The 14,272-nt window shown below is 61.8% G+C and carries 12 protein-coding genes; 1 reads left to right on the forward strand and 11 read right to left on the reverse strand.

Going from position 1 to position 14,272, the window contains the following annotated elements:
* Positions 1-145 precede the first annotated feature (145 nt).
* The 11 genes from ACF8ML_RS03595 to ACF8ML_RS03645 all read right to left on the reverse strand — a co-directional run bounded on the left by ACF8ML_RS03595 (position 146) and on the right by ACF8ML_RS03645 (position 11,516).
* Positions 146-1,027: a class I SAM-dependent methyltransferase gene (locus ACF8ML_RS03595; protein ID WP_392406293.1), complete on the reverse strand. Its 882-nt coding sequence runs from the start codon at positions 1,025-1,027 to the stop codon at positions 146-148.
* Entirely contained in the window at positions 1,024-1,644 is a 621-nt protein-coding gene (locus tag ACF8ML_RS03600) for a DUF1415 domain-containing protein (protein ID WP_016445546.1), read from the reverse strand. The genes ACF8ML_RS03595 and ACF8ML_RS03600 overlap by 4 nt, the downstream gene beginning before the upstream one ends.
* Positions 1,645-1,782: 138 nt before the next feature.
* Positions 1,783-2,961, reverse strand: a complete 1,179-nt coding sequence (locus ACF8ML_RS03605; protein ID WP_034364810.1) for a deoxyguanosinetriphosphate triphosphohydrolase — start codon at positions 2,959-2,961, stop codon at positions 1,783-1,785.
* A 65-nt stretch (positions 2,962-3,026) separates the two neighbouring features.
* A complete protein-coding gene (gene aroB / locus ACF8ML_RS03610) occupies positions 3,027-4,145 on the reverse strand; it encodes a 3-dehydroquinate synthase (RefSeq protein ID WP_047326517.1) in 1,119 nt (372 codons plus the stop codon).
* Between the two features lie 129 nt (positions 4,146-4,274).
* Entirely contained in the window at positions 4,275-4,820 is a 546-nt protein-coding gene (locus tag ACF8ML_RS03615) for a shikimate kinase (protein WP_200903729.1), read from the reverse strand.
* A gap of 8 nt (positions 4,821-4,828) precedes the next feature.
* A complete protein-coding gene (locus tag ACF8ML_RS03620) occupies positions 4,829-6,259 on the reverse strand; it encodes a hypothetical protein (RefSeq protein WP_152683533.1) in 1,431 nt (476 codons plus the stop codon).
* 203 nt (positions 6,260-6,462) lie between these two features.
* Complete coding sequence (gene pilQ / locus ACF8ML_RS03625) at positions 6,463-8,610, reverse strand: type IV pilus secretin PilQ (RefSeq protein ID WP_080945259.1); 2,148 nt, start codon at positions 8,608-8,610, stop codon at positions 6,463-6,465.
* Positions 8,607-9,155 (reverse strand): pilus assembly protein PilP, encoded by a 549-nt coding sequence (locus ACF8ML_RS03630; RefSeq protein WP_392406297.1) that lies wholly within the window; start codon positions 9,153-9,155, stop codon positions 8,607-8,609. The genes pilQ and ACF8ML_RS03630 overlap by 4 nt, the downstream gene beginning before the upstream one ends.
* Positions 9,152-9,829, reverse strand: coding sequence for a type 4a pilus biogenesis protein PilO (locus tag ACF8ML_RS03635; protein ID WP_017406659.1), 678 nt, complete (start codon positions 9,827-9,829; stop codon positions 9,152-9,154). Before ACF8ML_RS03635 ends, ACF8ML_RS03630 begins: the two co-directional genes overlap by 4 nt.
* Positions 9,829-10,440: a PilN domain-containing protein gene (locus ACF8ML_RS03640; protein WP_047326515.1), complete on the reverse strand. Its 612-nt coding sequence runs from the start codon at positions 10,438-10,440 to the stop codon at positions 9,829-9,831. The genes ACF8ML_RS03635 and ACF8ML_RS03640 overlap by 1 nt, the downstream gene beginning before the upstream one ends.
* On the reverse strand, positions 10,437-11,516 hold the full coding sequence (locus tag ACF8ML_RS03645; RefSeq protein ID WP_047473589.1) for a pilus assembly protein PilM: 1,080 nt from the start codon (positions 11,514-11,516) through the stop codon (positions 10,437-10,439). The genes ACF8ML_RS03640 and ACF8ML_RS03645 overlap by 4 nt, the downstream gene beginning before the upstream one ends.
* Positions 11,517-11,887: 371 nt before the next feature.
* On the opposite strand from ACF8ML_RS03645, the gene ACF8ML_RS03650 reads away from it, so the two are divergent.
* Positions 11,888-14,212: a penicillin-binding protein 1A gene (locus ACF8ML_RS03650; RefSeq protein WP_017406662.1), complete on the forward strand. Its 2,325-nt coding sequence runs from the start codon at positions 11,888-11,890 to the stop codon at positions 14,210-14,212.
* The last annotated feature ends 60 nt before the right edge of the window (positions 14,213-14,272 follow it).

Consider the following 14,272-nt stretch of genomic DNA (forward strand, 5'->3'; position numbering starts at 1 on the left):
GAGATTGAATGGAATAACGAAACGCTGGGTCATAGGCCCAGCCTCCTCCCCCGCCATTATTCTCAAGAACAATCAACCAAACAAATCGAAAGCAGCTCGCTACCCTAAAAATTCTGACGACCAACCGCCAATAAGTTGGACAGGCTCACACGATTTCCAGCCTCGGATAGCGGTGCGCCAGCGTCTGCTCCAGCCCGAACTGCGCCAGCAGGGCACGGAGCCGCTCGACCGCACTGCGCTTTTTCTGCCCCGTGTAGCGCGCAATGATCAGCTCGTTCTTCATGCTGTGCTCCCAGCCCACCAGCTCGGTCACGGTGACCTGGTAGCCGCAGGCCTCCAGGTACAGGCAGCGCAGCACGTTGGTGAGCTGGCTGCCCATTTCGCGGGTGTGTATGGGATGGCGCCACAGTTCGGCCAGCGGCGTGCGCGTCAGGCTCAGCGCCTTGGTCTGGCGCAGGCAGGCTGCGACCTCGGCCTGGCAGCAGGGCACCAGCACCATGGCCTTGGCCTTCTTCTCCAGGCCGAAGGCGATGGCATCGTCGGTGGCGGTGTCGCAGGCGTGCAGGGCCGTGACCACGTCGAATTGCGCAGGCATGAAGTCGGCATGCGTGGACTCGGCCACCGACATGTTCAGAAAGCCCATGCGCTCGAAGCCCAGCTCGGCAGCCAGCTTCTGCGAAGCCTCCACCAGCGGCGCGCGCGTTTCTATGCCGTAGATATGGCCGCGCCCCAGCGGCTTGAAATACAGGTCGTAGAGGATGAATCCCAGGTAGGACTTGCCGGCGCCGTGGTCGGCCAGGGTGACCGCATGGCCGTCGGCCGACAGTTCTTCGAGGATGGGCGCGATGAACTGGTAGAGGTGGTAGACCTGCTTGAGCTTGCGGCGCGAATCCTGGTTGATCTTGCCTTCGCGCGTGAGGATGTGCAGTGCCTTGAGCAGTTCAATGGACTGGCCGGGCTTGAGGCCCAGCTGCGCGGTCACATCCTGCTCGGGCTTTGCGGCAGGCTTGCCCTGGCGCGCCTTCATTCGGCAGCGCCCGGCTTGGCTGCGTGCGCCATAGGGCAGCGCGCGCCCACACCCAGGTCCAGCCAGCCTTCGATGCCGATCTTCTCCAGCGTCTCCATGTTGCGCTCGTAGATGGATTCGGCTTCGGGGAACACCTCGACCGCCTTGTCTATGCTGTCCTCGCGCAGCAGGTGCAGCGTGGGATAGGGCGAGCGGTTGGTGCAGTTGGTGACGTCGTCGGCTTCGGTGCCCTCGAACTGGAACTGCGGGTGGAACGAGGCCACCTGCAGTATGCCGCCCAGGTCCAGCTCCTCGACCATGGCGTCGGCCACTTCGAGAAAGTCGTTGAAGTCCAGGAAGTCCTGCAATGCGTGCGGCAGGATCAGCAGCGTGGTGTCGCGCTTGTCCGGGGAGGCCTCGGCCAGGGCTTCCAGCTCGCGGTGCAGGTCTGCCGCCACGCCCTCCGCGTCGGTTGCCTGGCTGACCGTGTAGTGGATCTGGCCCTTGATGTGCACGCCCTTGGCGAAGGGGCACAGGTTCAGGCCGATCACGGCCTTTTCGAGCCAGTGCACCGTATCCTCGATCACGGTGACAGGCGGAAACTCGGCCGCGCGAATCTCGTGGTTGGTATCGGTCATGGCTGTGCCCTTCAAAAATGCGAACGGGGGCACTGCGCCCCCAGACATTGCGAAACCGTCCAGGAACCCTTCCCTGCCCTGTCACGCAGGGTCCGCATTCTAGCCGCGCCGCCCCGGCGACGCCGTTGCTCGGATTTCTCAGCCCAGCAGGCGCAGGCCTGTCAGCAGCTCATGCTCGCGGGCCGCGTAGCGGTCCGTCATCCCGGCGATGAAGTCGGCCACCACCCGCGCACGCGCCGATACGTCCTCGGCCAGCATGGCCCGCTGCACGAAGCGCGGCTTCATGCGGTCGGGCTCGACCATGTAGGCCGCAAACAGCTCGGCCACCACCTGCTGCGCGCCTTCCATGGTCTTCACCACCTGCTCATGGCGGTAGAGATTGCGGAACAGGAACTGCTTGAGCTGCTGCGACTGCTGCCTCATGGTATCGCTGAAGCCCACCAGAGGGCCAGGCTGGGCGCGCACCTCGTCCACCGAACAGGGCCGCGCCTGCGCAATGCGCTGCTGCGTGGCGGCGATCACGTCATAGACCTGATCGCTGAGCATGCGGCGGATGCTTTCGTACAGCAGGCGCCGCTCGGCCAGTGGCATGCCCAGTTGAGGATGCTCGGCCAGTGTTGCGTCGTGATAGCGCGCGAACAGGGGAACAGCCTCGCACAGCTGGGGCATGGTGATCAGGCCGGAGCGCACGCCATCGTCCACGTCATGGGCGTTGTAGGCAATGGCATCGGCCAGGTTGCACAGCTGGGCCTCCAGCGAAGGCTGCCGGCCCAGCAGAAAACGCTGCGCCACCCCGCCGGGCTCGCGCGCCTCCAGGTGCTCGGCATTGGTGCGCGAGCAATGCTTGAGAACGCCCTCGCGCGTCTCGAAGCTCAGGTTCAGGCCGTCAAAGGCTGGATAGCGCTCTTCCAGCCGGTCCACCACGCGCAGGCTTTGCAGGTTGTGCTCGAAGCCGCCATGCGGCTGCATGCAGGCATTGAGCGCATCCTGGCCCGCATGGCCGAAGGGGGTGTGGCCCAGGTCGTGGGCCAGGCAGATGGCTTCGACCAGATCCTCGTCGAGCTGCAGGGACCGGGCGACCGAGCGGCCCAGTTGGGCAACCTCCAGCGAGTGCGTCAGCCGTGTGCGGAACAGGTCGCCTTCATGGTTGACGAAGACCTGGGTCTTGTAGACCAGCCGCCGGAAGGCCGAGGAATGGACGATGCGGTCCCGGTCGCGCTGGAAGTCGCTGCGCGTGGGCGCAGGCGCCTCCGGGAAACGCCGCCCCCGGCTGAACGCCGGGTTGCAGGCATAGGGGGCCAGGGCCTGTTTCTGCATTCGATCGCCTCATCATGCTGACGAGGCCACTCTAGCAGTTCCGGCTTGCCCCCCAGCGCCGCGCGTCAGGCGCAGCAGGCGTCTATGACTTCGCGCACCAAGGCATCGGGCGCCGAGCACATGACGGCCTTTCCCGGCCCGTCAATGAGAACGAAGCGGATCTCGCCCGCCTCGGACTTCTTGTCCACGCGCATCAGCTCCAGATAGCGGCCAGCGTTGTCACGCTCATCCAGCACGGCGCCGCGCACCGGCAGGCCCGCACGTTCGATCAGCACGCGTAGCCTTTGCACAAAGGCGGCATCCACCAGGCCAAGGCGCTGCGACAGCTCGGCCGCCATGACCATGCCGGCGCCCACGCCTTCGCCGTGCAGCCAGTTGCCGTAGCCCATGCCGGCCTCGATCGCATGCCCGAAGGTGTGGCCGAAATTGAGAATGGCGCGTAGCCCAGCCTCTTTCTCGTCCTGCCCCACGACCCAGGCCTTGATCTCCACGCTGCGCTTGATCGCGTGCGCCAGTGCAGTGCGGTCGCGGGCAAGCAAGGCGTCCATGTTCTCCTCCAGCCAGGCCAGGAAGTCCATGTCGGCGATGGGCCCGTACTTGATGACCTCGGCCAGGCCGGCGCTCAGCTCGCGCGCGGGCAGCGTGTCCAGCGAGGCCAGATCGCAAACCACCAGCTGCGGCTGGTAGAAGGCGCCGATCATGTTCTTGCCCAGCGGATGGTTGATGGCGGTCTTGCCGCCCACCGACGAGTCCACCTGCGACAACAGCGTGGTGGGCACTTGCACGAAGGGCACGCCGCGCATGTAGCTGGCGGCAGCAAAGCCCGTCATGTCGCCAATGACGCCGCCGCCCAGCGCGAACAGCACGGTCTTGCGGTCGCAACCACCGGACAGCAGGTCATCGAAGATCAGATTCAGCGTCTGCCAGTCCTTGTGGGCTTCGCCATCGGGCAGCACCACGGTCCGCACGCTGCGGTAGCGCTGCTCCAGCACGCGGCGCAGTGCGGGCTCATAGAGCGGTGCGACCACATCGTTGCTGACGATGACGGCCTGTGCCGCAGAAGGCAGCGCGGCATAGGTGGCTGCCTGGACCAGCAGGCCGGTGCCGATGGCAATCGGATAGGAGCGCTCACCCAGGTCAATGGTCACGACCTGGGCAGCAGGCGAGGAGGAGGCGTGGGGCAAGATGATGTCGCTCCAGGGGAGAAAGAATGAAAAGGTTTCCGCGACACGGCAGCGCGCCCGGCAACTGCCGATCTTAAAGAAAAAGGCCCCGGCAAGTGCCGAGGCCTTTGGTGTTCCAGTGGGCAGCGTTCAGGCCAGTTCCGCCTGCATGCGTATGCGCTGGGCGGCCTGCGCCACAGACAGGCCGGATGTCTGGATCACGAAGTGCGCCGTCTCCAGATACAGGGGCTCGCGCTGCAGCAGCAACTCGCGCAGGCGCAACGCCGGATCCTCCACCTGCAGCAAGGGCCGCGTCACATCGTTGCGCAGCCGTGCGGCGATATCCTCTGGCGTGCAATCCAGGTAGAAGACCTGGGTGCGCTCACGCAGATGGCGGCGGTTTTGCTCCCGCAGCACCACGCCGCCGCCCGTGGACAACAGCAGGCTGGATGTGGAGGCCGACAGCTCATCAATGACCTGCGACTCCATGTCGCGAAAAGCCTGCTCGCCCTCACGCTCGAAAAACTCCCGGATGCTGCAGCCCAGGCGCTGCTCGATCACATGGTCCGAATCCACAAAACGCATCGACCACAGGCGCGCCAACTGGCGCCCTATGGTCGATTTGCCGGAGCCGGGCAGGCCGATCAGGGCCACCACCGGCGCACGGAGCGAGGCAGGACCTTGATCGGGATTCACCGACTTGTTCACTCGGGCAGGCAGACGGATGTCACTCCGTAAGGCGAGGTCAGGAAGGAGCCGTTCTTCTGGTCGCCCTCGACGAACGAGGTCACAAAGAGGCGCTCGGCACGACCTTCGGAACCAGCCGCATTGGAGCTCACCGTCAGCTTGTAGATCAGCCAGGTGGCTACGTTCTGCGGATATTCCGTCTGCACGATCACGCGGCCATTGGCTCCCGTTTTGCGGCCATTGAAATAGGAAACCACGATGTCTGCCTTGGGCGGCGTCAAGCGGCCATCGCCATTGGCGTCTTCACCGCTGTCCAGATTTCCATTGCGATTGATGTCCTCATTCAAGCAAAAACCGGATCCAGCGACGTGTGAATTCTTGACGTTGTCATAGCTACCAAATCCGTATCGCAGAATATCCACGCTTACTGAAACATCCGCATCCGCAACGGCCTCACCAGCAGCATTGGCAACGGCCACATCAAACTTCTTGATATAGGTAAGGTTATTGGCACCTTTTTCCAACTCATTGTTGTCGCCGATAGTGATGGAGACAGGTTCGCTGGCAACAGTCAGCGTACTGATACGCGAATTGGGGCATTTCCCATTGGACACAGCTGCGTCAGAACTGCCATAGCACATGCGGATGCTGACCCCATCTGTCGGGCTGATACGCGCGCCAGGAATATATTGCGCCAAGGCAACTCCGCTGGCATTGGATATCACGGATTGACTACCTGTCGAGATAGCTTCCCCAGAGCCCAGTCCAGGCGGAACGATCTCAAAGCGGACTCGCATATTTGGAATCGCGCGATTGTCCTTATCCAGGAACAGGGCTCGCAATTGCGCCATATTGGTGCGACCGCCATCCAGATTTGGCTTGACGGTATTCGGCACAATGGACAGGCTCGCCGCACTGACCACGCCCACCGCGTCAGGAACTTGGGCAGCGCCGCCTGCCACAGTGATCTGCTCGTTCGAGACTACTCCTGAAGCCTTGGCTTGCAGAGAGTAGATCTGGGCAGTGCCTGGTGCATTGAATGCTGCAAACTTCGCCACGCCAGATGTGTCCGTCTGGGCCGTCACCGCAGCACTGAGAACCGATCCGGAAAGCACAACAGGAATGCCAGAAATTCCTGCGCCATTCGCATCCGAGATTTTTGCCGTGACCTCCACTGGTTGTCCCGGAGAAGGAGCAGAGGGAACCACAGTCAAGGCGATCTGGCTGCCGGTGACAGCCACAACACCTGTCCCTGACTGATTACCAGCCTTCAGGTTGAAGCGGATATCCCGATTGGAACGATCACCACCGATCTCTATCTTTCCAGTAACACGGCCAGAGGCATCCGTCACATTGGCGTTGGGTGTAAAAACACCCGAATCCAGTACAACGGAGACAGGCGCATTGGCTACAGGATTCCTGCTCGCGGACAATGCTGTGACCGTCAAGGTAGCGGAGTCGCTTCCCGAATTGGCGACAACAGTCTTGTCGAGAAGGAACTCGACACTGGCTACATCCGGTGTCGTACCGCCCCCCGTACCGCCTCCAGGTGTCCCCGGGTTCCCTCCTCCCCCCCCGCACCCAACCAGAGCAAAGGCCGTCAAAGTAGCCAACCATATTTTCTTCATCAAATATCTCCCTAAATTTTCACTCAGCGTTTTGCAGAGCCATCAGAAATCATTTTTGGCGTAATGAATACCAGCATTTCTCTCTTGGAAGAGGCCCTGGAGCGGCTCTTGAAAAGATTACCCAGAACAGGTACATCACCCAACAAAGGAATCTTGTTTTCCTGATTGGTTTCTTCCAACTCAAAAATACCGCCAATCACCACAGTGCCACCGTTTTGCACCAGGATCTGCGTCTTGATATGCTTGGTATCAATAGCAACCCCCTGGGTCGTTGTTTCACCGCGAGAATCCTTGTTGATATCCAGATCCAGGATGATATCGCCTTCAGGAGTTATTTGCGGCGTAACTTCCAGTTTCAACACCGCCTTCTTGAAGGCTATGGTGGTCGCTCCGTTGGGTGCAGTGACTGAATATGGGTATTCAGTACCCTGCTCGATCAGCGCCTTGGTCTGGTCAGCGGTCATGAGACGAGGGCTTGAAATGATCTTGCCTTGTCCATCGGCCTCCATTGCCGAAAGCTCCAGCGTAAGGAAGCGATTGGCTGCAGCATTGAAGATGGACATGGCAAACGTGCCAGACCCTGCAACACCTGCCACAGAGGCAGGAAGATTCACGAAGCTGCCCGAAGTGTTGACCGTGCCTCCAGCACCGGCGGAAGCATTTGCGTTATCGAACCCCGTACCGAAGACAACACGATTGTCACCGCCGATGCTGTAGCCACCATCACCACCACGCTGGGCACGCAAGTCCCCGCCGCCGAGGCGTACCCCCAGGGCACGACCGAACGTGTCACGGGCTTCCACAATACGCGCTTCAATGAGCACTTGCCGCACTGGCACATCCAGCGTGGCCAGCAATGCCTTCATCGCCTCAAGCTTTGCAGGGGTGTCCGTCACAAAGAGTTGGTTGGTTCGAGGCTCGGAGATTGCGGACCCGCGCTCGGACAGAAATCTCGTCGCAGTTCCGCCAGCCCCGGCAGAGCTGGTGTTCGTCGTAATTTGCAACAGGATATCGGCCGCCTTCGCATAGTTCAGCTGAAAGCCCTGGGTGCGCAGCGGCTCCAGTTTCTGGATTTCCATCGCGGCTTCATAGTCACGCTTGGTGCGCGCATCGATCTCATCCTTGGGCGCAATCCAGAGCACCGAGCCCGACTTGCGCATGCCCAGGCCCTTGGCATCCATGATGATCTGCAGCGCCTGGTCCCAGGGAACATCCTTCAGACGCAGGGTCAGCGCCCCGGAAACCGTATCCGAGGTCACGATGTTGAAGTTCGTGAAGTCGGCAATCACCTGCAGCAGGGAGCGCACTTCGATGTTCTGGAAATTCAGGGAAAGCTTTTCACCGCTGTAGCCGGGGCCCTGTGTGAGCTTGCTCACATCCACCTTTTTCTGACGGACCTCGATCACAAACTGGCTGTCGCTTTGGTAGGCGCTGTGCTCCCAGTCGCCGACGGGAGCGATACGCATGCGCACGGATTCCCCCTGCTGCACCGAAGAGATTGTCTGCACCGGGGTTCCGAAATCCGCAACATCCAGCTTGCGGCGCAAGCCTTCAGGCAGGGAAGAACGCAGAAAATCGACGACAAGTTCCTTGCCTTCGCGGCGCAGATCCACGCCAACCTGGCTATTGCTCAATCCCACGACGATGCGGCCCGAGCCATCGCTGCCACGACGGAAATCAACATCCCGAATGGGTTGGACATCGCTACCGACGGCTGTCTTGGCTTCAAACACACCCTGCTGTGCAGAAGGCTTCACCGCAGCAGATGCAGCCACAGGATCCAGCAGGATCAGCAACGCCTTGCCTTGGCGTTCAGTGCGGTAGGAAGTCGCCGATTTCAAATTCAGCACCAGCCGGGAACGGCCAGAGGCTTCCACGATATTGATGGAACGCAGGTTGCCCTGGTTGAGTTCGACCATCGATTTGCCCGTGGCATTGGTTGCGCCAGGAAAATCCAGTGCGATCCGCGCAGGCGACTGGATCGCAAATCCGGTCGGGTCCGCAGCCAGCGCTTCGGAAAGCTCGATGCGCACCACCTCAGTGCCCCCCTGGATGGAACCGGAGACCGACTCTATCGCGGACTGCGCCCATGCAAAGGAGCCCAGCAACCAACCGCCCAAGGCGATTCCCCAGCGAGCTTTGTGAGACATGCTGCGATGTGTGCCCATCATTTCCTTCCCTCCTGCAACTCCAGTGTGCTATTTCTTTCTATCCAGTCGCCGCTGCCATCCTGGACGATTTCGCGCAACTGGATGGAAGTCTCCGTGATCCGGGTGATCTTTCCGTAGTTCTGGCCCAGGTAATTTCCTGCACGGACCTGATACAGCAATGTTCCGACTCTGATCAAGGCCGTGGGCACACCCTTCTTGTCCAGGCTGCCCACCATGGTCATTGCATCCAGGGGCTCTGCTTCCAGCGGCTCCTTGCGGCGGTTGAGCTCTGCAGCCATCAAGCTGGTATTCGCGTTGGACTGCACGGACTCTCTGCGCAACACCTGCATCAGCTTCAGAGGGTTGAAGGGATCCATCCCCTCCGAACCCAGGTAGGCCTGAGGCGTGAATAACTTCGGCTCTTCCAATGGTTTGACGCGAGGCCTTGCATTGGCACGCTCCTGCGCCATCCAGGTCTGCAATTCCTCATGCTCGGATGAAGTGCATGCCACCAGCGACAGACAGGCGGCCAGCACAAGCCAGCCGCGAAAACGCATTTGCCTCATTTCTTGCCCTTCCCAGCGGCCGCACGTTGCGCCTGCACTTCCTCGGCATCCAGGTAGCGGAAGGTTCGCGCCGTCGCCTCCATGCTCAAGACCTCGCTGCCCTCCTTGCCCACAGGGACAATCGACAAGTTGTTCAAGGTCACGATGCGAGACAGGTAGGCCACGTCGGAAGCGAATGAGCCGATGTCATGAAATCGCCCTGTGACCTTCAAAGCAATGGGCAGCTCGGCGTAGTACTCCTTGACCACCATCGCCCCGGGGCGGAACGTTTCAAACTGCAGGCTGCGCCCCAGTCCGGCCTGGTTGATGTCCGAGAGCAGCGCAGCCATTTCCGCCTTGCTGGGCAACTGCTTTTCCAGCTGTGTCACATATTGCTGCACCTGTTCACGCTGCTTCTTCAGGCCATCCAGGCTGACCGCCTTGGACAGCTTCTGGCTGAAGTCCTGGCGCAGCGTGACTTCGGTGTTGCGCTCTTGCTCCAGCATGTCCTCATAGTCCTTGATCAGTACGTACCAGAGCAAGGCGGCGACGCCCAACGCAATGGCAACGCACAACAGAAAACGCGGCAGCAAGGGCCACCGCGAAGGATCATTGGGATCAAGACCACGGAATTGGCGCTGGATGTTCTCCTGCAGTGCGGAGAAGTCGATGTCGTTCTTTTTCTTCTTGGCCATCACTGGGACTTTCCTGAGTTGGCCGCCGTCGGAAGGCCTTTCTCCGCAACGCTGGCGCGCGTGAGCTGGAAGCGCAGATTGAACGCTGCAGCACGGCGCTGGTCCTTGGGCGTGACGTTGACCGTCTTGGCCACGATCTCCACCAGTTCCGGCTTGGAGATCCAGGGCGTTCCCTCGGATAGATTGCGCAGCATCTCGGACACCCGCTCATTGGACTGCGCCGTGCCCTGCATGGTCACGGCCAGACCTTCCTGCTTGATGCTGGTGATGTAGACGCCATCGGGCAGTTGGGCCACCAGCTCGTTGAGCATGTGCACCGGCAGATTGCGATCGGACTGCAGGTCTTCCACGGCCTTTTGCCGGGCGCGCAGGGCCGTGATTTCATCCTCCAGCCCGGCGATTTCCTTGATCTGGGACTCCAGCACCGTGATCTCGGCGCGCAGCATGCTGTTCTTCGCCTGCTGGGCTTCGATCATCGTCTGATACCACCAGTAGACAGCACCAATGATCAAAAGCCCTATCAGGGCCGAGAGGACCATCGTGGCCTGGAATGCTTCCTTGCGTCGCTTGCGTGTGGCTTCTCTGTGAGGAAGCAGATTGATCAGGATCACGACACAAACCTCCGCATGGCCAGACCGCAGGCGGTCAGGTAGGCGGGGGCCTCGCGCGACATGCGCTTGAGGCGCACGCCGCTGCCGACTTCCATGCCATCGAAGGGGTTGGCAAGGCTGCAGGCAAATCCGGTCTGCTGCGTGATGGCCTCGGACAGGCCGGAAAGCGGTGCCGAGCCGCCAGCCAGCAGGATGTGGTCTATGCGGTTGTGGGGCGTGCTGGTGAAAAAGAACTGCAGTGCGCGCGACACTTCCTGCGTCATGCTCTGCACGAAGGGCTTGAGCACGGCGGAAGCGTAGTCCTCCGGCAGTTCGCCGTTGCGCTTCTTGGACTCGGCCTCTTCGAGGGAAAAACCATATTGGCGCGCGATCAGCTGCGTCAGCTGGGCGCCGCCAAAGGCCTGGTCACGGTCGTACAGCACCTCGTCGTCACGCAGGATCTGCATGCTGGTCGTCATGGCGCCTACCTCGAACAGCGCCACCAAAGCGTTGTTGCCCTGATTGGGCAGGCGCTCGATCAACCGTCCGGCGGCCATGCGGGAGGCATGGGGCTCGATGTCGATGACCATCGGCTTGAGGCCGGCCGCCTCGGCCAGGCCCTGGCGGTCCTGCACCTTCTCGCGGCGGGAGGCGGCAATGAGCACATCCACGTCGCCAGGCGAATTCAATGACGGGCCTATGACACAGAAGTCCAGACTCACTTCGTCGAGCGAAAAAGGAATGTACTGATTGGCCTCGGATTCGACCTGGACCTCCAGTTCCTGCTCGCTCATGCCGTCGGGCAGCGAAATCTTCTTGGTGATCACGGCCGAAGCCGGCAATGCCATGGCCACGTTCTTGGTCCGCGTGCCGCTTTTTTTGACCAGCCGCCGTACAGCCTCTGCCACTTCGTCGAACTTTTCGATGTTGCCATCCGTGATCCATCCCCGCTCCAGCGGCTCGATGGCACAGCGCTCCAGCAACAGTTCGCCCGACCTGGCACGAGACAACTCAACGAGCTTGGCGCTCGAAGAACTGATGTCGATGCCTAGCAAAGGTGCGGGCTGGCGACTGAATAAGGATCCCATAGCAATCAACTTGCCCTCCCTCTTCTTGTGTATGTAAAGAACGCAACAAACCTTCACATATAGGTTGAATGCTATCAGCAAGACTGCGCGCAACTCACCATGCCTGCCGGAGCATGGTTGACGGTAGTGGCCAAAAACAGACATTGTTGCGGGCCATCAAATGCGACAGGAATGCACCCCTGCTTGCATGTCGGCCTGTACGCCTGGCTTAGGATGCGAGGCTTGCGGCCATGCTGGCAACCGTGTGCAGCCGCCTCCTACCGACCCCCTGGGGAACGCATTTTTATAATGCAGCACTCCTCAGCACTCCCTGCGACATGCCGTCCTCAGACTCCCGAGAACCCCAGGCTGGAAAGCCTCGCTCCGCTCCGTCCAAGCCCATGCATTGGTTTCCCAAGGCCTTGCTATGGCTGGCGGGCATCGCCGTCGCCGGCGCGCTGGCCCTGATGCTGACCGTGGCCGTGGCCCTGGCCATGGCCTACCCCAACCTGCCCGACGTGTCCGAGCTGGCCGACTACCGGCCCAAGCTGCCGCTGCGCGTGTACTCCAGCGAAGGCGCCCTGCTAGGCGAGTTCGGCGAGGAGCGGCGCACGCTGACGCCCATCCAGGACATCCCCAAAGTGATGACCGACGCGGTGCTGGCCATTGAAGACACCCGCTTTTTCGAGCACGGTGGCGTCGACTACAAGGGCATGGCCCGCGCCGCGCTGGCCAATCTGGGCCGCGTGAAAAGCCAGGGCGCATCGACCATCACCATGCAGGTGGCACGCAATGTCTATCTGTCTTCCGAGAAAACTTTTACACGCAAAATTTACGAAGTCTTACTGACTTTCAAGCTAGAGCATCTGCTGAGCAAAAACCAGATTCTCGAGATCTACATGAACCAGATTTATCTGGGAAATCGGGCCTATGGCTTTGCCGCCGCCTGTGAAGCCTATTTCGGCAAACCGCTCAAGGACATCACCGTCGCCGAAGCGGCCATGCTGGCCGGCCTGCCCAAGGCGCCCTCGGCCTACAACCCGATCAGCAACCCCAAGCGCGCCCGCTCGCGCCAGCTCTACATCATCGAGCGCATGGAGGAAAACGGCTTCATCACGGCGGCCCAGGCCACTGAAGCCAAGGCCGAGCCGCTGAAGATCCGCACAGGCTCCTTCAACACCCGGGTGCATGCCGAGTACGTGGCCGAAATGGCGCGCCAGCTGATCTTTGCCCAGTACGGCAACGAGGCCTACACGCGCGGCCTGAACGTCTACACCACCATCAATGCCGGCGAACAGGAAGCCGCCTACGCCGCGCTGCGCCGCGGCATCATGGACTACGAGCGCCGCCAGAAGTACCGCGGCCCCGAGAAGTTCGTGGCCCTGCCCGCCGACGCCGAGGACCGTGAAGACGCCATTGACGACACCCTGGCCAACCACCCCGACAACGGAGACGTGCTCGCCGCCGTGGTGCTGGATGCCAACCCGCGCAAGATCCTGGCGGCCCGTGCCGACGGCGAGCAGATCGAGATCACGGGCGAAGGCCTCAAGCCTGCCGAATCGGGACTGAACCCCAAGGCACCGCCCAACATCAAGATCCGTCCCGGCGCCGTGATCCGGGTGGTCAAGACGCCCAAGAACACCTGGGAAATCACGCAGCTGCCCGAGGTGGAAGGCGCCTTCGTGGCCCTGGTTCCCCAGACGGGCGCCTTGCGCGCCCTGATCGGCGGCTTCGACTTCCAGAAGAACAAGTTCAATCATGTGACCCAGGCCTGGCGCCAGCCCGGCTCGGCCTTCAAGCCCTTCATCTACTCCGCGGCGCTGGAAAAGGGCTTCTCGCCCTCCACCATGATCAATGACGCGCCGCTGTTCTTCAGTGCGGGCGTGACGGGGGGGCAGCCCTGGGAGCCCAAGAACTACGACAGCCGCTACGACGGGCCGATGACCATGCGCACGGGCCTGAACAAGTCCAAGAACATGATCTCCATCCGGCTGCTGCAAGCCGTGGGCCCCAAGCAGGGCCAGGAGTGGGTCACGCGCTTCGGCTTTGACGCCGCCAAGCACCCGGCCTACCTGACCATGGCTTTGGGCGCAGGTGCCGTCACGCCGCTGCAGCTGGCGGCCGGCTACTCCGTGTTCGCCAACGGCGGCCACCGCGTCAATCCCTGGCTGATTTCCCGCGTCACCGATCACAAGGGCCGCATCCTGTCCGAATTCACACCGCCCCCGGTGCAGGAACTGCCCCAGGCCATCGACGCGCGCAACGCCTTCATCATGGACAGCCTGCTGCAGGACGTGGCGCGCGTGGGCACGGCAGCGCGCGCGCAGTCCACGCTCAAGCGCCCCGACCTGTATGGCAAGACCGGCACGACCAACGATTCGGTGGATGCCTGGTTTGCGGGCTTCCAGCCCACGCTGGCCGCCGTATCCTGGATCGGCTACGACACGCCGCGCAACCTGGGCAGCCGCGAGACCGGCGGCGGCCTGAGCCTGCCGATCTGGATCAGCTTCATGCAGCACGCGCTCAAGGGCGTTCCCGTGGCCGAGATGCCCGTGCCGCCCGGCGTCGTGAACATGGGCGGCGAGTGGTACTACGAGGAAAACGCGCGCAACGGCGGCGTCAGCAGCCTGGGCATGGACAGTGCATCCACGGGCAGCGCCGCAGGCGCCACGCCCCCGCCCGCCACCGAGGAGCGCAACCGCATCCTCGACCTGTTCCGCAACTGAGGCGGTCGACCACGCAAGAAAGCCCGGCCATGCCGGGCTTTTCTTTTGGAGCCAGCCGAA

Origin of the sequence: Delftia sp. WSY_10 (assembly GCF_043104705.1) — a bacterium.
In the GTDB taxonomy this organism is placed as follows: Bacteria; Pseudomonadota; Gammaproteobacteria; order Burkholderiales; family Burkholderiaceae_C; genus Comamonas; species Comamonas tsuruhatensis.